This is a genomic window from Saccharothrix ecbatanensis, assembly GCF_014205015.1.
Classification (GTDB): domain Bacteria; phylum Actinomycetota; class Actinomycetes; order Mycobacteriales; family Pseudonocardiaceae; genus Actinosynnema; species Actinosynnema ecbatanense.
In genome coordinates this window covers 1,030,989-1,047,975 of record NZ_JACHMO010000001.1, presented here as the reverse complement: position 1 = coordinate 1,047,975, position 16,987 = coordinate 1,030,989, and the positions used below count along the sequence as shown (strand labels likewise).

At 71.7% G+C, this 16,987-nt stretch carries 21 protein-coding genes and 1 pseudogene; 10 read left to right on the top strand and 12 right to left on the bottom strand.

The window, feature by feature from the left end; translation table 11 throughout:
- Position 1 precedes the first annotated feature (1 nt).
- From ppk2 to F4560_RS04720, 10 genes are all read right to left on the bottom strand, one after another.
- Complete coding sequence (gene ppk2 / locus F4560_RS04765; RefSeq protein ID WP_221483338.1) at positions 2-805, bottom strand: polyphosphate kinase 2; 804 nt, start codon at positions 803-805, stop codon at positions 2-4.
- Positions 802-1,314, bottom strand: a complete 513-nt coding sequence (locus tag F4560_RS04760) for a flavodoxin domain-containing protein (protein WP_184916752.1) — start codon at positions 1,312-1,314, stop codon at positions 802-804. Before F4560_RS04760 ends, ppk2 begins: the two co-directional genes overlap by 4 nt.
- On the bottom strand, positions 1,314-2,165 hold the full coding sequence (locus F4560_RS04755) for a universal stress protein (RefSeq protein WP_184916749.1): 852 nt from the start codon (positions 2,163-2,165) through the stop codon (positions 1,314-1,316). Before F4560_RS04755 ends, F4560_RS04760 begins: the two co-directional genes overlap by 1 nt.
- Complete coding sequence (locus F4560_RS04750; protein ID WP_184916746.1) at positions 2,162-4,693, bottom strand: cation-translocating P-type ATPase; 2,532 nt, start codon at positions 4,691-4,693, stop codon at positions 2,162-2,164. Before F4560_RS04750 ends, F4560_RS04755 begins: the two co-directional genes overlap by 4 nt.
- A gap of 5 nt (positions 4,694-4,698) precedes the next feature.
- Positions 4,699-5,379, bottom strand: a complete 681-nt coding sequence (locus F4560_RS04745) for a CBS domain-containing protein (protein ID WP_184916743.1) — start codon at positions 5,377-5,379, stop codon at positions 4,699-4,701.
- A complete protein-coding gene (locus F4560_RS04740; RefSeq protein WP_184916740.1) occupies positions 5,372-6,802 on the bottom strand; it encodes a DUF4389 domain-containing protein in 1,431 nt (476 codons plus the stop codon). The genes F4560_RS04745 and F4560_RS04740 overlap by 8 nt, the downstream gene beginning before the upstream one ends.
- Complete coding sequence (locus F4560_RS04735) at positions 6,799-7,245, bottom strand: hypothetical protein (protein ID WP_184916737.1); 447 nt, start codon at positions 7,243-7,245, stop codon at positions 6,799-6,801. The genes F4560_RS04740 and F4560_RS04735 overlap by 4 nt, the downstream gene beginning before the upstream one ends.
- 264 nt (positions 7,246-7,509) lie before the next feature.
- Positions 7,510-8,094, bottom strand: coding sequence for a CBS domain-containing protein (locus F4560_RS04730; protein WP_184916734.1), 585 nt, complete (start codon positions 8,092-8,094; stop codon positions 7,510-7,512).
- Positions 8,095-8,360: 266 nt separating this feature from the next.
- On the bottom strand, positions 8,361-8,966 hold the full coding sequence (locus F4560_RS04725; protein ID WP_184916731.1) for an Rv1733c family protein: 606 nt from the start codon (positions 8,964-8,966) through the stop codon (positions 8,361-8,363).
- Positions 8,967-9,148: 182 nt separating this feature from the next.
- Complete coding sequence (locus tag F4560_RS04720; RefSeq protein WP_184916728.1) at positions 9,149-10,606, bottom strand: carboxypeptidase-like regulatory domain-containing protein; 1,458 nt, start codon at positions 10,604-10,606, stop codon at positions 9,149-9,151.
- 70 nt (positions 10,607-10,676) lie between these two features.
- On the opposite strand from F4560_RS04720, the gene F4560_RS04715 reads away from it, so the two are divergent.
- On the top strand, positions 10,677-10,895 hold the full coding sequence (locus F4560_RS04715) for a hypothetical protein (RefSeq protein WP_184916725.1): 219 nt from the start codon (positions 10,677-10,679) through the stop codon (positions 10,893-10,895).
- Positions 10,896-11,039: 144 nt separating this feature from the next.
- Here F4560_RS04715 and F4560_RS04710 read toward each other — a convergent pair whose 3' ends face one another.
- On the bottom strand, positions 11,040-11,621 hold the full coding sequence (locus F4560_RS04710; protein ID WP_184916723.1) for a CBS domain-containing protein: 582 nt from the start codon (positions 11,619-11,621) through the stop codon (positions 11,040-11,042).
- A gap of 192 nt (positions 11,622-11,813) precedes the next feature.
- Between F4560_RS04710 and F4560_RS04705 the strand changes: the two genes are divergently transcribed.
- From F4560_RS04705 to F4560_RS45955, 5 genes and pseudogenes are all read left to right on the top strand, one after another.
- Positions 11,814-12,809, top strand: a complete 996-nt coding sequence (locus tag F4560_RS04705; RefSeq protein WP_184916720.1) for an Acg family FMN-binding oxidoreductase — start codon at positions 11,814-11,816, stop codon at positions 12,807-12,809.
- Positions 12,806-12,982, top strand: coding sequence for a hypothetical protein (locus F4560_RS04700; protein ID WP_184929742.1), 177 nt, complete (start codon positions 12,806-12,808; stop codon positions 12,980-12,982). The genes F4560_RS04705 and F4560_RS04700 overlap by 4 nt, the downstream gene beginning before the upstream one ends.
- Before the next feature lie 70 nt (positions 12,983-13,052).
- Positions 13,053-13,541: a universal stress protein gene (locus F4560_RS04695; protein WP_184916717.1), complete on the top strand. Its 489-nt coding sequence runs from the start codon at positions 13,053-13,055 to the stop codon at positions 13,539-13,541.
- Positions 13,489-13,617 (top strand): annotated as a pseudogene (locus F4560_RS45960) (ABC transporter ATP-binding protein); the annotation flags it as partial. The gene F4560_RS04695 and the pseudogene F4560_RS45960, both read left to right, overlap by 53 nt.
- 62 nt (positions 13,618-13,679) lie before the next feature.
- Entirely contained in the window at positions 13,680-13,871 is a 192-nt protein-coding gene (locus tag F4560_RS45955; protein ID WP_312869898.1) for a hypothetical protein, read from the top strand.
- Between the two features lie 137 nt (positions 13,872-14,008).
- Here F4560_RS45955 and F4560_RS04685 read toward each other — a convergent pair whose 3' ends face one another.
- On the bottom strand, positions 14,009-14,299 hold the full coding sequence (locus tag F4560_RS04685) for a PLD nuclease N-terminal domain-containing protein (RefSeq protein WP_184916714.1): 291 nt from the start codon (positions 14,297-14,299) through the stop codon (positions 14,009-14,011).
- 146 nt (positions 14,300-14,445) lie between these two features.
- Between F4560_RS04685 and F4560_RS04680 the strand changes: the two genes are divergently transcribed.
- Genes F4560_RS04680 through F4560_RS04665 form a run of 4 tightly spaced genes read left to right on the top strand, consistent with a single transcriptional unit; the run spans position 14,446 to position 16,978 of the window.
- Entirely contained in the window at positions 14,446-14,667 is a 222-nt protein-coding gene (locus F4560_RS04680; RefSeq protein WP_184916711.1) for an SHOCT domain-containing protein, read from the top strand.
- A 34-nt stretch (positions 14,668-14,701) separates the two neighbouring features.
- A complete protein-coding gene (locus F4560_RS04675; protein WP_184916708.1) occupies positions 14,702-15,292 on the top strand; it encodes a hypothetical protein in 591 nt (196 codons plus the stop codon).
- A complete protein-coding gene (locus F4560_RS04670) occupies positions 15,289-16,188 on the top strand; it encodes an ABC transporter ATP-binding protein (protein WP_184916705.1) in 900 nt (299 codons plus the stop codon). Before F4560_RS04675 ends, F4560_RS04670 begins: the two co-directional genes overlap by 4 nt.
- Positions 16,178-16,978, top strand: a complete 801-nt coding sequence (locus F4560_RS04665) for an ABC transporter permease subunit (RefSeq protein WP_184916702.1) — start codon at positions 16,178-16,180, stop codon at positions 16,976-16,978. Before F4560_RS04670 ends, F4560_RS04665 begins: the two co-directional genes overlap by 11 nt.
- The last annotated feature ends 9 nt before the right edge of the window (positions 16,979-16,987 follow it).

The window sequence follows — 16,987 nt, the reverse complement described above, 5'->3', positions numbered from 1 at the left end:
CTCAGCGCAGTGACGCGGCGTGGTCCGGGACGTAGGTCTGGAGGCGCCGGTCGGTGCGGTGGTAGCCGGTGGACGCGGGACGCGGTGGCAGGTGGAAGGTGGGCGGCTCGACCTCGTAGTACGGGAGGGTGGACAGAAGGTGGGCGATCATGTTGACGCGGGCGCGCCGCTTGTCGTCGCTCTCCACCACGTACCAGGGGCACTCGGCGGTGTCGGTGTGGACGAACATCTCGTCCTTGGCGCGGGAGTAGTCCTCCCACCTGGCGATCGAGTCGACGTCGACCGGGGAGAGCTTCCAGCGCCGCATCGGGTCGTCCAGCCTGCGCCGGAACCGCTTCTCCTGCTCGGCGTCGCTGACCGAGAACCAGTACTTGCGCAGCAGGATCCCGTCGTCGACGAGCATCCGCTCGAACACCGGGCACTGTTGGAGGAACCTGCGGTGCTCTTCGGGCGTGCAGAACCCCATGACGCGCTCGACGCCGGCGCGGTTGTACCAGCTGCGGTCGAGCAGCACGATCTCGCCGGCGGCGGGTAGGTGGGCGGTGTAGCGCTGGAAGTACCACTGCGTGCGTTCGCGCTCGGTCGGCGCGGGCAGCGCCACGATGCGGGCGATGCGCGGGTTGAGGTACTCGGTGATCCGCTTGACGGTGCTGCCCTTGCCGGCCGCGTCACGCCCCTCGAACACGATCACGACCCGCGCCCGTTCGACGCGCACCCACTCCTGCACCTTCACCAGCTCAGCCTGCAACCGCCTCAACTCGGCCTCGTAGACCGTGCGCCGCAGCCCGTGCTTCGCGCCCATCATCGACTCTTCTCCGGTGTTCGGGCGATGCGACCGGCCCATCGGTCGATGGCGGCTCCGTCGCGGAAGTCGCCGAACCTGCCGCCCGCCAGGCGGAATAGCGCGCGACGCCACCACTCGAACTGCGCCGGCCGCACGACTCCGGAGAACAGCTGGTGGTCGTGTGGTTCGACCTGGAGGAGGACGTCGTCGAGCAGGTCGTCCGCCTCGGTGCGCACCCAGTCGCGGGCACGACTGCGGAACGCGTCGGGCATCCCCACGCTGAACGCCCACAGCGACCGTCGGGCGAGCGAGGCGCGCTGACCTGCCAGGAACCGCGACGCCTCGGGCAGCCACCGCTGGTCGTGCACGGCGCTGCCGAGGACCACGGTGTCGTAGTCCTCGACTCCGGTCACGTCGCCGACTGGCAGCACGTCGACGTCGTGACGGGACCGGCGCAAGACCGTGCCGATGCGCTCGGCAACCCCCGTGGTCGACCCTTCGGCCGTCGCGTAGGCCACCAGGACGCGCATCACAGGTCCTGCACGGTCGCGCGCACCACCAGCACCGGGCACGGCGCGTGGTGCAGCAGGGCGTGGCTGGTGGAGCCCAGCAGCAGACCGGTAAGGGCGCCGCGACCTCGACAGCCGACGACCAGCAGCGCGGCGTCCTGAGCGCGGTCGATCAGCGCGCGCGCCGGGTTGCCGTGGGCGACGATCAGCTCCAGCGGAACGTCGGGGTACTTCTCCCGCCACGGCGCCACCAGTGCGGCGAGGTCCCCGCCCTGTGCGGCGTCGTACTCGGCCAACTCGATCCCCACCATGTCGGCCAGCGGCTCGGGCGGCGCGTGCCAGGCGTGCACCAGGACCAGCGGCACACCGCGTGTCTCCGCCTGGTCGAACGCGTGGGCCAGCACGGTCGGACTGTCGCCCTCCACCCCGCACACGACGGGACCGGACCGCCGGTCCCCGCGCACGACGACCACCGGACAGGCGCCGCGGCTGGTCACGGCGATGGCCGTGGAGCCCAACAGCATCGAGGTGAACCCTCCCAGTCCGCGTGAGGCCAGCACGACCAGTTCCGCGTCGACCGACTCTGCTACCAGCAACGGCGCCGGATCGGCGACCTCCACGTGCACGTCGAGTCGCACGTCGGGGTCGATGTCACGGGCGACGTCCGCGGCCCGGTGCAGCCAACGCAGCGCCTGCTCGTGCAGCGCCTTGCGGGTGCGTCCGTCGTGGTCGGGAACGTCGCCGGGCAGGCGCAGCTCGGCGTGCACCAGCCGCAGCGGCACGTCACGCGTCTTTGCCTCCTGCGCCGCCCACCGCACCGCGTCGAACGCGGGCCGCGAACCGTCGACACCGACGACCACCGGCTTGTTCATGCGAAACGCCTCCTCATCCACTTGTGCCCGGCGTCCACGAGCAGGACGACCGGGATGGTCATCGCCGCGAGCGCCCAGCCCAGCGGGGTCGGCGCACGGCCGCCCAGCAGGTCGGGCAACGGCGGCACGAACAGGAACACGGCCAGCACGGCGAGCTCGAACAACACCGCGCCGATCAGCAGCCGATTGCCCAGCAGGGTCTTCACCGGTGTGGTGGCGCTGCGACACGCGAAGGCGTTCGCCAGCTGTCCCAGCACGATCGCGGTGAACGCGGTGCCCGAGGCGGTGGCGAGCAGCACCGGATCAGTGAGGTCCCAACCGCCTGCGAGCAACACGAGCGTGAACGCCGCCATCGCCGCCAACGCCTCAGCCGGCCCCAGCACGCCGAAGGCGCGGACCAGCACCGGGCGGTCGATCAGCGATCCGGTCCGAGCGGGTCCGACCATGGTGCGCGGGTTCGGCTTCTCCGCACCCAGCGCGAGCGCGGGCAGCAGGTCGGTGCCGATGTCGAGGGCCAGCACTTGGAGCACGCTCAACGCGAGCGGGTAGGACCCGCCCGACAGCGCCCAGAAGACGAACGGCGTCAGCTCGGCGACGTTGTCTGTCAGGTGGTAGGTCAGGAACCGGCGGATGTTGGCGAACGTCGCCCGGCCCAGCTCGACGGCGCCGACGATGGTGCCGAAGTGGTCGTCCAGCAGAACGAGGTCAGCGGCCTCACGGGCCACGTCGGTGCCGGAGGCGCCCATGGTCACGCCGATGTCGGCGGCGCGCAGCGCCGGTCCGTCGTTGACGCCGTCGCCGGTCATGGCCACGACGTGACCGCGGTGCTGCAAAGCCTGGGCGATGCGGAGCTTGTCCTCGGGCGTCACGCGAGCGACGACGACGCCGTCGTGGTCCAGCAGCTCCCCCAACGCGGTGTCATCGGCGGGCAGGTCCTTGCCCTCCACCACCAGCCGGTCGGGTCCGAGCAGGCCGACCTGGGCGGCGATGGCGCGGGCGGTGGCCGGGTGGTCGCCGGTGACCATGGCGAGCTTGATGCCCGCCTTGCGGCACAGGGCGATCGAGTCGGCGACGTCATCGCGTGGTGGGTCCTGCAACGCGACCAGGCCGAGCAGGACGAGGTCGCGTTCGGCGTCCTCCCAGCCGGTGGCCGTGCCGGGTCGCCACGCCACCGCGAGCACGCGGAGCCCTTGCACGCCGAGTGCGTCGATCGCCTCGTGCGCTCCCGGTGCCGGTGCGCACAGCGGCAGCACGGCGTCGGGTGCGCCGGTCACGTGCACGCCGCCACCGTCCACAACGGACGAACGGCGTCGACGTGGGTCGAACGGGAAGCGTGTGGCCTCCGGTGTCGCCGTGTCCGCGCCGACTCGTGCGGCCAGCACGTGCAGTGCCACTTCCATCGGGTCACCGACCGGCAGCCACCGGTCGTCCCGGTGGCCGACGTGCGCGGTCGGTGAACAGCGGACGGCGCTGATCGCGAGCGTTCGCACGGCATAGAGCGCGTCGGGTTCACCGGTCACGCGGGCGGTCGGGGCGTAACCCTGCCCGTCCACCACAACCTCGCCTTTCGGCGTCCACACCCGCACCGCGGACATCTCGTTGCGGGTCAACGTCCCGGTCTTGTCCGTGCAGATGAACGTGGTGGCGCCCAACGTCTCCACCGCGTCCAGCCGCCGTACGAGGGCATTGCGGCGCGCCATCTCCTGGGCCGCCCGCGCCAACGACAACGTCACGGTGGGCAGCAGGCCTTCCGGGACCAGCGCGACGGTGACGCCGACCGCGAACAGGAAGCCCTCCGCCGGATCGAGACCCAGCAGCATCGCGACCCCGTAGAACGCCACGCCCACCGCGACCGCGATGAGGCCGACCACGGTCACCACGCGGTGCAGCCGCAGGGCGAGTGGGCTCTTGGGCCGGACCGCGTGGCGGGTGAGCGAGGCGATGCCGGCGAGCTGGGTGTGGGAGCCGGTGGCCGTCACCACGACGGTCGCCTCGCCCTCTGTGACGTAGGTGCCGGCCCGCACGACGTCGCCTGCGGCCGGGTGCACGGGCACGCTTTCGCCGCTGAGCATCGACTCGTCCACGGCCAGGGCGGCGGCCTGCGCCACTCGGGCGTCGGCGCAGACGCGGTCACCGCCTTGGAGCAGTACCTCGTCGCCTACGACGAGGTCGGCCGCGTCCACCACCTTGGGCTTGCCGTCGCGGCGGACGGTGGCGCGGGTGGGCATGAGGTCGCGCAGCCGTTGCGCCGCGCGGTCGGCCCGGTACTCCTGGGCGAACGCGAACACCCCGTTGAGCACGACGACCAGCGCGATCGCGACCGATAGCGCCGGCATGCCCGCGATGTAGGCCAGTGCGGCGGCTACCCACAGCAGGATCGCGAAGAAGTGCGCGAACTGCTTGAACAGCAGCACGACCGGGTGCGCCCCACCACCGGCGGGGAGCACGTTCGGACCGTCCTCGCGCAGCCTCCGGGCGGCCTCGGCCGAGGTGAGGCCGCCCGTGGCGAGCTCTGCCGCGTCCAGCACGGTCGTCACCCGATCCGGTAGCTGGTGTCGGTGTCGTCCCAGCCGTAGGACAGGTGGTTGTGGACATCGACCACGCCGGGCATGGCCAGGGTGAGGCGGTACGCGATGTCGGCTTCGCTGCGGCGTTCGATCTTGCCGCGCAACGTGACCACGCCGTCGACCACCTCGACCTCGACCGCTGTGGGCTCCACCCACAGCGACCGCTGCAAGACCTCGCGCACGACCATGCGGCGCAGGTCCTCGTCGCTGCGCAGGAACACCTTCAGCAGGTCCCGCCGGGACAGGACGCCGACCAGCCTGCCGTCGCTGTCCACGACGAACAGCCGGCGCACACCCTCCACCGCCAGCTTGTGCGCCGCGGCGCTCGCGGGTGCGTCCGGGCCGATGGTCGTGACCGGGGTGGTCATCACATCGGCTGCGGTGGTGCCCTGGGCCTGGCGCCAGCGCTGCTTGGTGTCGCGACGGGCGAACACGGACGGGCCGGGTTCGGTGCCGCCCCGGTACTCCTCCTTGGGCAGCAGGTCGGCTTCGGACACCACGCCGATCGGTCGGCCGTCGGTGTCCACCACCGGCACGGCGCTGAACGCGCCGTCGGTCAGGACGGCGGCGATCTCCTTGAACGGGGCGCCGACGTCGACCTTCACCACCTCGCGGGTCATCAGCGAGGCGACATCGGGTTCACGCATGGGTCTCTCCTTCGATGGTGGTCCGGACGGCTGCGGTCGGTCGGGTCGGTCGGGTCGGTCGGGTCGGTCGGGTCGGTCGGGTCGGTCGGGTCGGTCGGGTCGGTCGGGTCGCGGCGAAGAGCACCAGTCCGCCGCCGAGGAACAGCAGGAGCACGCCGACGCCGAACGCGGTCCACGCCACCGGCGCGAGCGCGGGCAGGGTCGCGGTGGCCACGACGGGCGTGTCGATCACGCGCGAGCCGTCGGCGTTCATCACTACCGCGGTCCAGTCGCCGGGCTGTGCGGTCCAGGTGAGCGAGCCGAAGCCGGAGGACACCCAGAACGGCTGGGCGTGCGGCGGGGCAGTGGGCGCGGTACCCGTGCTGTGCTGGTAGAGGGCTTGGTCACCGAAGCCGGTCACGCGGTCACGGTCGACCCCCGCCAGGTACCGGGTGACGTCGGCGGTGGGGCCGATGCCGACGAACGCGTCCTGGTCGACCCGCAGGCCGATCGCGCCGAGCCAGTCGTCACCGACCGCCCAGCCCGCCTCGGTCCAGTTGATCTCGGCGGTGCCGAGTTCCACCGCGTACCCGGTGGTGCGCAGGGTCTGCGCGGGTGCGGTGACCGCGCCGGTCGCGTCGCGCTGGGTCTGGTCGGCCCACAGCCCGAGCGCCCCGGCCGCCGACAACCCGGTGCCCGCCAGGAGCAGCAGGACGCCGACCACCGCCGCGACGACACGGCCCGCAGTGCCACTCGACGGTGCTGGCGGAGGCGGCGCGTCGAGCGTGGCGACGCCGGGCTCGTCGCCGCCGGTGTCGAACCGGAACGGCGGGTAGGCGTCGGTCATCAGACCCACGTAGGCCGCGACGCGCAGCGCCCAGCGGTCCATGCCGAGCACGAAGTCGAACACGCCGCGCGGGTAGCGGCCCGTGAACAACAGCACCCCACCCGCGATCAGCACGAGCAGCCCGACCAGGCCGCCGGCCGGGCTGTACGCCCACTCCCCCGCCCGGAAGGCCAGGTAGCCGCCACCGCCGAGGAAGACCCCGACGATGAGCAGGTGCGGGATGGCCAGCAGCCACTTGACCAGCACCAGGCCGCGCGAGAGCCGTTCGGGGTAGGCGATGTCGAGCGTCGCCGGGTAGTCCGGCTCTTCGCCCAGGCTGAACGGCGGGTACCGGTCGGTCGCCAACGCGCCGAACGAGTAGTACGCCACCCGCCACGTCCAGCGCAGAACGCCGAGGGCGAAGTCGAACAGCGGACGCGGGTAACGGCCGGTGACCACGATCGCGACGAACGCGGCCAACCCCACCACCCCGAAGGCCATCCAGAGGAAGGCCAGCACCAGGTAGTGCGGGACCACTAGCAGCCACTTGACCAGCCACAACCAGCGGTTGGGCGCCGGGTCGAACCGGCCGTGCACGCGAACGGGATAGGTGGTCATGCCAACGTCCTCCAGCCGGGCCCGACAGCAGCCCACTCGGTCTTCCACAGGCTCCGGAGCCGGGTCTGCGCCGAACGGACCAGCACGTACCCGAGCGCCATCGCGCCGCCCAGCGAGATCCACGAGCCCATCGCCACAGCCGCCGCCACGACGGCCGCGCCTTCGACCACTTCCGAGGCGACGATCGCGGTGCCGCCGCTCAGCGAGCCGGGCGCGTCGACCGGCAAGACCGCTTGCGCCGAGTAGCGGGTGCGGGTCTGTTCCCCGGACCGCGCGGTTTGCGTCGCGTACGCCTCCGAACCGATCACCGCGGCGATCGGCAGCTCGAGCAGCGTCACCGCGACCGAGGCGACCGCGACGGCACCTCCGAGCCGGTCGTCGAGCGGGTTGCGCCCGGTGGAGGTCTGGTGTGCCGGTCCTCCGGGACTTGACCGCGTTTCCATGTCCCGCCCTCCTCGTCGTCCGCTTCGCACCTCTCAGGCTCGTCCGGTCCGTGGTCGGTCCACAGAGTCGTTGGTCGTCACGACGGTCCCTGAAGAGCCGGGACCTCCGACCCTGCGAACGCCGCCGCGAGTCGCGGTGGACAAGGCGCAGCCGAAGGCGAGGGAGTGAACGGATGACCCACGAGCCGCAAGGCACTGCGCTGGTCGCTGACCCACGCGGCGCGCACCGGTCACACCGCCGCGGCCGGTTGTGCCGGCACCGGCTCAACGCTCCGCGTCCACGCCTCTCGTCTGGTGCACGCACGCGCTCATGACTCCCGGCACCGCTTCGGCCAAGGCAACGGCGATCCTCCAGGACTGCTCGTCGGAGAACGTCGTCCCGATGTCGACGTGACCGTCGCGCACCGCCACCGACCACCGGCCGTTCGGGTCGTAGGCATCCAGGTGTTCCCGCACCTCGGGCTCGATGGAGGCGTCGGTGCGGGCCAACGCCCGCACCAGGTCGTGCCGCGTCACCACACCGACCAGCCGCGAGCCGTCCAGGATGGGCACGCACCGGATCCCCTCGTCCACCATGACCCTGGCGATCAGGCGGGCAGGCGCGGAGGGGTCCATCCCGTACACCGGTGTGGTCGACACGTCGCGCACCGGTGCGTCACCGGCCTCACCATCGGCGGAGCGGGCGCGCAGCAGGTCGGCTTCGGTGACGATGCCGACGAGCCGCCGGTCGCCGTCCACCACGGGCAACGCCGTGAAGCCGTGCGAGACCATCAGCGCCGCCGCCACGCGAATCGGCACGTCCGGTGTCACCGTGATGACCGGGCTGGTCATGATGTTCCGTGCTCGCACGGCGCACCTCGGGCACGACGCGCACCGGCCCGGACGGCGACGTCAACCCGGTCCGGTGGTCGGGCGGACCGGCGGCCCGCACGCTCCACGTCGGTCCCCACGGCCTGATGGGGCAGGCATACGAAGCAAGAAGAGCGGGTCGAACTCACGGCCACCGGCAGGCGAGGTGAAAGACGGCCCGGTCACCGGTCGAACCGGCGTCCCACGAGCGCGGCCACCGGCTCGACGCTGATCGGACCGATGGCCGAACCTCGACAGGGGCGCCGTCACGCGAGTTTCCGCCAGCCGGGCTCGACCGCCGCCCATTCCAGTCCCCACTGCTGTCGGCGGAGCCAGGTGTGCGTCCACCGGACCACCACGTAGAACACCGCCATCGCGCAGCCCAGCGCGAACCACGAACCGATCGCGACCATCACTGCGGTGAACACCGCGCCCTCGGCGGTCAACGGCACGTCCACCACCGAACCGCGGTCGTCGACCCAGATCCGGACCTCGCTGCCGGCGAGCATGCCACCGGTCGTCTCGACCTCACCCTGTCGCGTCTTGCCATCGGGCAGCGTCCACGTCGCGGGAACGTCGTGCTTCGTCACCGACGCGGCGGGCGCGTTCCCGTCGACGGAACTGGGTGTGCCCGCCAGCAGCACGGCGTCGACCTGGTAGCGGGTGCGCGACTCCCGCTCGGAGACCACCGCCTGCTGCGCGTGGATCTCCGAGCCCATCGCCGCCGCGACGGGCAACCCCAGCAACACCATCGTCACCGCGACGACCGCCACCGCGCTCTCCAACCGGTCACCGGGACGAGCCAACGGGTTGCGCCAGACGAAGAGCTGGCGCGCGAACCTCGAAACGGCACTACCCGACCGCATGTCCATGTCCCGACCTCCTCTGTGTGATCCGGCCACTCCAGGCTGGTACGGCCGAGGCGCGACACACAGAGTCGTTGGTCGTCACGGCGGTCCCTGATGCGCCGGGACTTCCGACTCTGCGTCCGACGTGCCGCGCACGCGCCGGGCACCGGGTCGTGGGCCCGATGCCCGACTGGTGCGTCACACGGTCAGGTCCACCTGCGGCCGGTGCGCACGACGAGGCCGAGCCCGATGAGCAGTGTGAGCAGGCCACCCGTCGCGAGCCAGGTGACGTTCACGCCCGTCGCGGCGAGCACGGCGGTCGTGGGCCGGTGGGCCGGCCCTGCGCCCGGCGCGGGTGGTTCGCCGGGCGCGGGCGTGGCATCGGGGTCGGGCCGGTCGGGGCCCGGGGCCACGATCACCGTGCGCCAGGAATCGACGCTCGCCCGGACGAAGAACGTGCGGCCGAAGACCACCGTCCACGGTCCGACGACGTCGAACACGTACTCGCCTGCCTGCACGTCCCGGAACTCGAAAGTGCCTTCGGCGTTCGTTGTGGCGCGGGCGGCAACCGAACCGGTGTCCCGATCCTTGAGGTACACCTTCAGGTTGGGCACCGGCGGGCCGGGGTAGGGACCGCCCAGCACGCTGGGGGGCCGCAGGGAGTGCTCCTTCGCCACCGAGCCGGTGACCCGGGGTGCCACGGCGCCCAGGACCTGTGCGCGCACGGTGGTGCGGAGGTCGCCGTTGTAGACGGGCGGCGCACCGAACACGCACTCCACCGACAGGTAGCCGTAGTCGGCGACGGCGTCACCGATCGGGATCGGCACGTCGATGGTCAGGGTCGCGTTCCCGGGCACGGTGACGCCGGGGCCCGGGTTGGAGAGGTCCCCGAGGTCCACCTGGATGTCGCCGTTCGCCCAGGACGACGCCAGCACGGCCGGGATCGGCACCGCGCCGCTGTTGGTCAGGGTCAGCGTCATGCGGGCGGTGTCACCCTTGCGGTAGATCTGCCGGTCAAGCGCCGCCGACGCGGTCAGGACCGGCTCGACCCAGAGGGCGCCGCGGAACAGCAGGTCCGGGTCGTCCACGCCGTCCACCCGCACCGTCTTCGGCGGGAATGACACCTCACTGGTGCCGAACAGGACGTCGTATTCCCCGCGGGGCAGGTCGCGGAACGTGAAGCGGCCGGCCGAGTCCGTATTCGTGGTGTAGGAGCCGGACGGCTTGCCACCTCGGACCTCCACCGCGAGGTCGGTGAGCGCTTCGCCCGCGTTCATGGTGGCGTCACCGTTGCGGTCGGCGTAGACGGTTCCCGCGAACGTGCCGCGGACGACGGTGATCGGCACGCTGATCGTGGCGGCGTTGTCCGCCGGGTTCGCGTCCGGCTCGTCGAGCGATCTGATCGTCACGACCATCGAGGCCGGGTACTCCGTGGTCGTCGCCCGTCCGGCGAACGTGGCTTCCACGGTCTGCCCGGGTTCGATGCGCACGCCGTAGTACCCGATCTCCGGCCAGTTGCGCTCGCCCGCCACGTTCCCGGTCCCGTCGATGGTCACGCGGCTCGCCGGCGCGGTGCCGACGTTGGTCACCTTGGCCCGCGCGGTGACCGGCTCGTCCGCGACGAACACCGGCTTGTCGAAGGCGACCGCGAGGCTGAGGTCCACGAACGCCGGTGCGGGTTGTACGGCCGGCGGCTCAGTGGGTGCTGGTGACGACGGTGTATCGGGGCCTGTCGTGGATGGTTCGGTCGTCGTCGGCTCGGCCGGCGCGGTGGTGGTGGTGGTGGTGGTGGTTGGTTCAGCGGTCGTCGGCTCCGGCTCTGCCGACGTGGTCGCGATGGGCTCGGCCGGTGCCGGGATGTCGCCGAGCGCCGGGCCGGCCGACGCCCCCGCGAAGACGACGACCGTCAACAACAATGCGCCGATGGATCGGCGTAACCGTGACATCGTGTGATTCCCCTCTACCCGTCCTCCCTGTGGACTTCTTCCACCTCAGCGTTGTCCGGTGCCGGAGCGCGGTGTAGAGGCGTCGGCACTGGCCGGCCTGTCCGGGAATCCTGGGAGGCGCAGGGGCTTCCTGCCCTGGTATGTCCCGGGATCAGGCGATACCGGTCGGCGCGGGAACCCGCCGCAGCTCGATGGCTGCCACGCCCGGAACGGTGTGCACGAGGGCGGTCACCACGCGGCGTTCGGCCTCGTCGGCGAACTGGCCGGTCACCACGACCCGGCCATCGGTCACGTCGACGTCCCAGCGCCGGGTGCGGCTGTAGGCGGTGAGGAGCCGGTTCGCACGGGCGGCGAGGACGTCGTCGTCCGGGGTGAGGACGCGCAGCAGGTCGCTGCGGCTCACCACACCGACCACCACTCCCCTGGCGTCCACCACGGGCAGGCAGCGCAGCCGGTGCCCCAGCATCGCGCTCGCCAGCTCGCTGGGCGTGGCGGTGAGCCGTGCGCTCGCGACCTTCGTGGTCATCACCTGCCCGACGGTGGTCGCGACGCCCAGTTCGAGGTTGGCCAACAGCAGGTCCGAGCCGGACACGACGCCGACCAGCAGCCCGCCCGGCCCCACGACGGGGAGCGCGGAGAAGCCGTGGTCGACCAGGACGGCGCTCGCGGCGCGCACGGTGGTGGACGGTTCGACCGTGTACACCGGCCGGGTCATCACATCTACGGCGTTCATACCCACAACGGTCCGCTCCCCAACCGTTGTCGGCAGGGCGCACCGGCCCTTCCAGCCGGTGCCTTTGGTCCCTGGGGGCGGACGCGGCACGTCGGTCCCTGGTGGATCGGGACCTCCGACCCTGCGAGACGCCCCACCGCCGGTGCCACGGTCGACAGCGAACCGCAGAACCACAGCGTGGAGGTGAGTCGGATGGACCACGGCCGGCCCGACGAGAAGACGATCGCAGCGGCAGTGGCACTGGCCTGCCGCGCGCCCTCGGTGCACAACACCCAACCGTGGCGATGGCGAGTGGGCGACCGCAGCGTGCACCTGTACGCGGACCCGTCCCGGCAGCTGCCCGCGACCGATCCGCGTGGCGCGGACCTGCTGCTCAGCTGCGGCGCCGCGCTGCACCACCTGCGCGTCGCGCTGGCGGCGCTCGGGTGGCGCGCGGTGGTCCACCGGCTGCCCAACCCGGCCGATCCCGACCACCTCGCCGCGATCGAGTTCGTGCGACGGGAGCCGACCGACGCCGACGTGGCGATGGCCGCCGCGATCCCGCGCCGCCACACCGACCGCCGCCGCTTCTCGTCCTGGGACGTGCCGCGGCCGGTGCTGGACCTGCTGGCCGAGCGGGCCATCGAGGAGGGCTCCCTCGCCCATGAGGTGGTCGGCACCCGTGACCGCTTCGAGTTGGCCACTGCGATCGGCAAGGCCGCGGCCGTCCAGGACGCGGACCCCGCCTACCGGTCCGAGGCCCACCGGTGGAGCGGCGGCCACGCGAACCTCGACGGTGTGCCCGCCGCCAACGCGCCCTCCGGCGTGCCGCAGCACGGCGACGTGCAGCTGCGCGAGTTCCCCGGCGGCGAACTGATCGACAAACTGGCGGGCGAGTGGGCGGACGACGGCGCGTCGCTGCTGGTGCTCGCCACGTCCTCGGACGACCGGCTGTCGGTGCTGCGCGCCGGCGAGGCCATGAGCGCTGTGCTGCTGGAGGCGACCGCGGCCGGCCTGGCGACCTGCCCGCTCAGCCAGCCCCTGGAGGTCGCCGAGACCAGGGACCGAGTGCGCGCCGACGTGCTCGACGGCACCTCCTGCCCGCAGATCCTCCTGCGCGTCGGCTGGGCCGCGTTCAACGCCGACCCGCTGCCGCCGACCCCGCGTCGTCCCCTCACCGACCTCATCGACCAGTGGGAGACGACATGAACGGCTTCGTCGGGTCCTCTTCCGAGCTGATCGTGCACTGCACCGACGACTACCACATCATCTACGCCGTCGCCCTGGTCGCCGTCGCGTTAACCATCGCGGGTGACACCCAGGGATTCGGCCGCCAATGGGCTCGCCTAACCCAGGTCCGCGACAACGCCTGGCTGCGGTGACGCCCCGGAGCAGGCGGACCCTCCCCTCCCCCGGTCCGCCTGCTCCCTCGTTCGGAGAGGAAGTCCTGCTGTGGATGGTTTCAAGCGAATCGTGGTCGGTGTCGACGGATCACCGGCGAGCAAGGCGGCACTGGCCTGGGCGGTGCGGCACGCCGAGGAGCGCGTCGCGCGGGTGACCGCGGTGTCGGTGTGCCAGGTGCACCCGGTGCCCTCGGACGCGTCGCCGCCACTGGGGACCGGACCGGACGCGTTTCGCGGCATGCACGAGCGCCTTCTGCGCGAGGCGGTGGCGGGAGCCGGGCCGGAGGCCGAGGGCGTGGAACAGCTCGTGCCGACCGGCGGTCCCGGACCGGTTCTGGTCGAGCTGTCGAAGGACGCAGACATCCTGGTCCTGGGTGGCCACGGCTACCACAGGGCAGGACTGGAGGTAGTCGGGTCGGTGGCCGCGTACTGCCTGCGGCGTGCCCACTGCCCCGTCGTGATCGTCCCGGTGGGAGGGAAGGACGATGACAACGCGGACGGTGCTCGCCTGTCGCGGACTGCGCAAGAGTTTCGGTGACCTGGTCGCGGTCGACGGCTTGAGCTTCGAGCTGGCCGCCGGTGAGACCTACGGGCTGCTCGGCCCGAACGGGGCGGGCAAGACGACCGCCATCTCGATGGTCGTCGGCATCCTGGACCGGACGCGGGCGACGTCGTGGTGGACGGCAAGCGGCTGTCCACCACGACCACCGACGCGAAGCGCCGCATCGGGTACGTGCCGCAGGAACTCGCGCTCTACCCCCGGACCTCGCGGCCCGGGAGAACCTGCGCTTCTTCGCCCGCCTATACGGCATGTCCGGCCGGGCTGCGGCCAGGCGCGTCGACCACGTGCTCGACGTCGTGGGCCTGACTGACCGGGCGGGTGACCTCGCCGACGCCGTGCGGCCATCGCGCTCGTCACGCCCCACGCGTGGGCGAACAACGCGTTCGGCGAGCCCGGCACGGCGGTCTGGTGGACGTGCGGCCCGAGATCGGCGTGCTGACCTGCTACGCGGTCGTGCTGTTCGCGTTCGGCGCGTGGCGCCTGCACCGGTCACTGTTCCGGTGAAACCGGGGTGCGTGTCCCTTGCGGCCCCAGCGGAAGTAGGCCAGTGGGCCGACGATGTTCACCGCGATCACCGTGGCCCACCAGCGCTTGCGGCCGTTGACGGTCTCGGCGGGGCGGCGGGCGAGGTCCGCCCACGCCACCCCGGCGAGCACGACCTCCACCGCGCTCAGCGCCAGGATGCCCCGCCGTTGGGCGGAGGTCGTCTCCAACCAGGTCTTGTGCCTCGTCATACCGACCAGCGTCCTCCGGCGCCGCGCGAGGCCACAGGGTCCTCGTACTCCGATCGGTGGACCTAGTGCCCTTCTCATCGAGGGCCTTCGACCGCATTCGCCGAGGGGTGCGCGGTGAGCTACTGGTGTCGACGAAAGGAGTGGTCATGCACTGGTACAACGGTTACGGCATGGGCTACGGCGGCGTGATGATGGCCCTGATCGGGCTCCTGCTGCTCGGTGGTGCGGTCGCGATCACCGTGTTGGCGATGCGTCGGCCGCACGAAGACTCGGGTTCCGCCCAGCGCATCCTGGAGGACAGGTTGGCCAGGGGCGAGATCGACGCGGACGAGTTCCGACGGGTTCGCGATCTCCTGCGGACCCGGTGAGCGAAGACCGACCTTCCACCCGAGGTGATCCGTCGTGACTTCCACCCTCCCACGGCCACTGCTGATCGACCAGCTCGCGCCGCGCCCCGACTTCACCCGCACCGCGCACGCCGTGGTCGACGTCGACCCCGACACGACCTACCACGCCCTGCGCGAACTCGACTTCGGTGATCTCCACGGACCCGTGCTGGACACGATGACGTGGGTGCGCAGGTTGCCCGACCTGCTCAGGGGTCGCCACACCTGGCACACCCGGATGACGCTGGACGACATCCCCGCCGACTCCGGGTGGGTCCGCCTCGGCGAACGTCCGAACGCGGAAATCGTGTTCGGTGCCATCGGCACGTTCTGGCGGCCGTTCGTGCACGTCCGCGACCTCGAAGCGCGCGACTTTCCCGACTTCTCCCGGCCGGGCTTCGGCAAGGTCGCCTGCTCCCTGTCGGTCGTCCCCTACGGGCAGCGCCGGACCCTGCTGACCTACGAGACGCGGACCACCGCGACCGACCCACGATCGTGGGCACGCCTGCGCCGCTACTGGCGCCTGGCCGGCCCGTTCATCACGCTGCTGGAACACGCGGTCCTGCGGTCGATCAAAGAACACGCCGAGCAGGGTGGCGCCCGATGACCGTCGTCGTCCACACCAGACAGCTGACCAAGAACTACGGCCGCCGAGAGGCGCTGCACCACCTGGACCTGGACCTGCACGCCGGCGAGGTCTACGGGCTCCTCGGCCCGAACGGCGCGGGCAAGACCACCGCGATCCGCCTGTTGATGGACCTGATCCGTCCCACACGGGGCCGGATCGTGCTCTTCGGCGAAGACCTCACCACCGGCTCGGTCCAGGCTCGACAGCGCATCGGCTACGTGCCGGGCGACCTCGGGCTCTACGGCCGGCTCACCGGCGAGGAGCACCTGCGGCTGCTCGCAGGCCTGCGCGGACACCCCGACCTGACCGACGCGCGTGTGCTGGCCAAGCGGCTCGACCTCGACCTGAGCCGCCGCGCGGGCGAGCTGTCCAAGGGCAACCGGCAGAAGCTGGGCATCGTGCAGGCGTTCCTGCACCGCCCCGAACTGGTGATCCTGGACGAGCCCGCGAGCGGCCTCGACCCGGTGGCCCAGCGCGAGTTCCACGCCCACCTGCGTGAGTTCGCCGCCGAAGGCGGGACTGCGCTGTTCTCCTCCCACGTGCTGTCGGAGGTCGAGCAGGTCGCCGACCGCGTCGGCATCCTGCTCTCGGGCAGCCTGGTGGTCGACGCGAAGGTCGCCGCGCTGAAGGCCAAGGCGTTGCGGGCGTTGACGTTCGACTTCGCGGAGCCGGTGTCGGCTGCGGTCTTCGAGGCTGTCGCCGGTGTGCAGGAGGTCCGCTCGGACGGCACCCGCGTGCACTGCCGGGTCGTCGGCCCGGTCGGCGAGCTGGTGCGTGCCGCGGCGTTGTTCCCCCTGGTCAACGTGACCAGCCAGGAACCCGACCTGCAAGAGATCTTCCTCGACTACGTGGAGGGCGAGGACCGTGGCCGCTGAGCTGATCAGGAAGACGCTGCGGGACAACCGCGGCAACGCCTTGGGCTGGGGTGCGGTGCTCGTGGCGAGTGTCGGCCTCCAGCTGGCCGTCTACCCGGCGGTCCGGGACGCCCGCGGTGACCTCGACCGGTTGCTCGACGCCTATCCGGAGGCGTTCAAGGCGTTGTTCGGCGTGCAGGGCTCGTTCACCAGCGGCGTCGGGTACGTGCAGGCCGAGGTGTTCGGCTTCCTCGCGCCGCTGGTGCTGCTCGGCGTGGCGATCGGCCAGGCCGCCCGCGCCACCGCGGCAGAGGAACGGGCCGGGACGCTGGACCTGCTGCTCGCCAGCCCGGTGTCCCGCACCAGGGTGCTGGCCGACAAAGCACTCGCGATCATGGTCGGCCTGCTGGGCGTCGCAGCGGCGTTGGCGGGGGTGCTCGTCGTCGGTAGCCGCGTGGTCGGCTTGGACGTACCGGTCTCCGGTCTGGTCGCCGCCTGCGCGTCCGCGGCGGTGGTCGCACTGCCGTTCGGGGCACTCGCCCTGCTCGTCGGCGCGGGCACGGGACGTCCTGGATTGGCGGTCGCAGTGCCGGTGGGTGTCGCGTTGCCCGCGTTCCTGCTCGACGCCCTGTCCGTGCTGAGCGACGACCTGCGGCCGTGGCGCGTGCTCTCGCCGTTCCACCACGCGGGGATCGACGACGCACTGGCCGGCCGCCCCGACTGGGGCGGGCTCGCGCTGCTGCTGCTCGTCACGGCGGTCGTGCTGGGTGCGGCGGTAGCCGTGTTCCAGCGCCACGACGTCACACGATGAGAGGAGCAG

Excerpts from the sequence above, each read along its gene's own strand:
- ppk2 (WP_221483338.1), bottom strand. The coding sequence starts at position 805 with ATGATGGGCGCGAAGCACGGGCTGCGGCGCACGGTCTACGAGGCCGAG.
- F4560_RS04760 (WP_184916752.1), bottom strand. The coding sequence starts at position 1,314 with ATGCGCGTCCTGGTGGCCTACGCGACGGCCGAAGGGTCGACCACGGGG.
- F4560_RS04755 (WP_184916749.1), bottom strand. The coding sequence starts at position 2,165 with ATGAACAAGCCGGTGGTCGTCGGTGTCGACGGTTCGCGGCCCGCGTTC.
- F4560_RS04745 (WP_184916743.1), bottom strand. The coding sequence starts at position 5,379 with ATGCGTGAACCCGATGTCGCCTCGCTGATGACCCGCGAGGTGGTGAAG.
- F4560_RS04740 (WP_184916740.1), bottom strand. The coding sequence starts at position 6,802 with ATGACCACCTATCCCGTTCGCGTGCACGGCCGGTTCGACCCGGCGCCC.
- F4560_RS04735 (WP_184916737.1), bottom strand. The coding sequence starts at position 7,245 with ATGGAAACGCGGTCAAGTCCCGGAGGACCGGCACACCAGACCTCCACC.
- F4560_RS04725 (WP_184916731.1), bottom strand. The coding sequence starts at position 8,966 with ATGGACATGCGGTCGGGTAGTGCCGTTTCGAGGTTCGCGCGCCAGCTC.
- F4560_RS04710 (WP_184916723.1), bottom strand. The coding sequence starts at position 11,621 with ATGAACGCCGTAGATGTGATGACCCGGCCGGTGTACACGGTCGAACCG.
- F4560_RS04705 (WP_184916720.1), top strand. The coding sequence starts at position 11,814 with ATGGACCACGGCCGGCCCGACGAGAAGACGATCGCAGCGGCAGTGGCA.
- F4560_RS04700 (WP_184929742.1), top strand. The coding sequence starts at position 12,806 with ATGAACGGCTTCGTCGGGTCCTCTTCCGAGCTGATCGTGCACTGCACC.
- F4560_RS04685 (WP_184916714.1), bottom strand. The coding sequence starts at position 14,299 with ATGACGAGGCACAAGACCTGGTTGGAGACGACCTCCGCCCAACGGCGG.
- F4560_RS04680 (WP_184916711.1), top strand. The coding sequence starts at position 14,446 with ATGCACTGGTACAACGGTTACGGCATGGGCTACGGCGGCGTGATGATG.
- F4560_RS04670 (WP_184916705.1), top strand. The coding sequence starts at position 15,289 with ATGACCGTCGTCGTCCACACCAGACAGCTGACCAAGAACTACGGCCGC.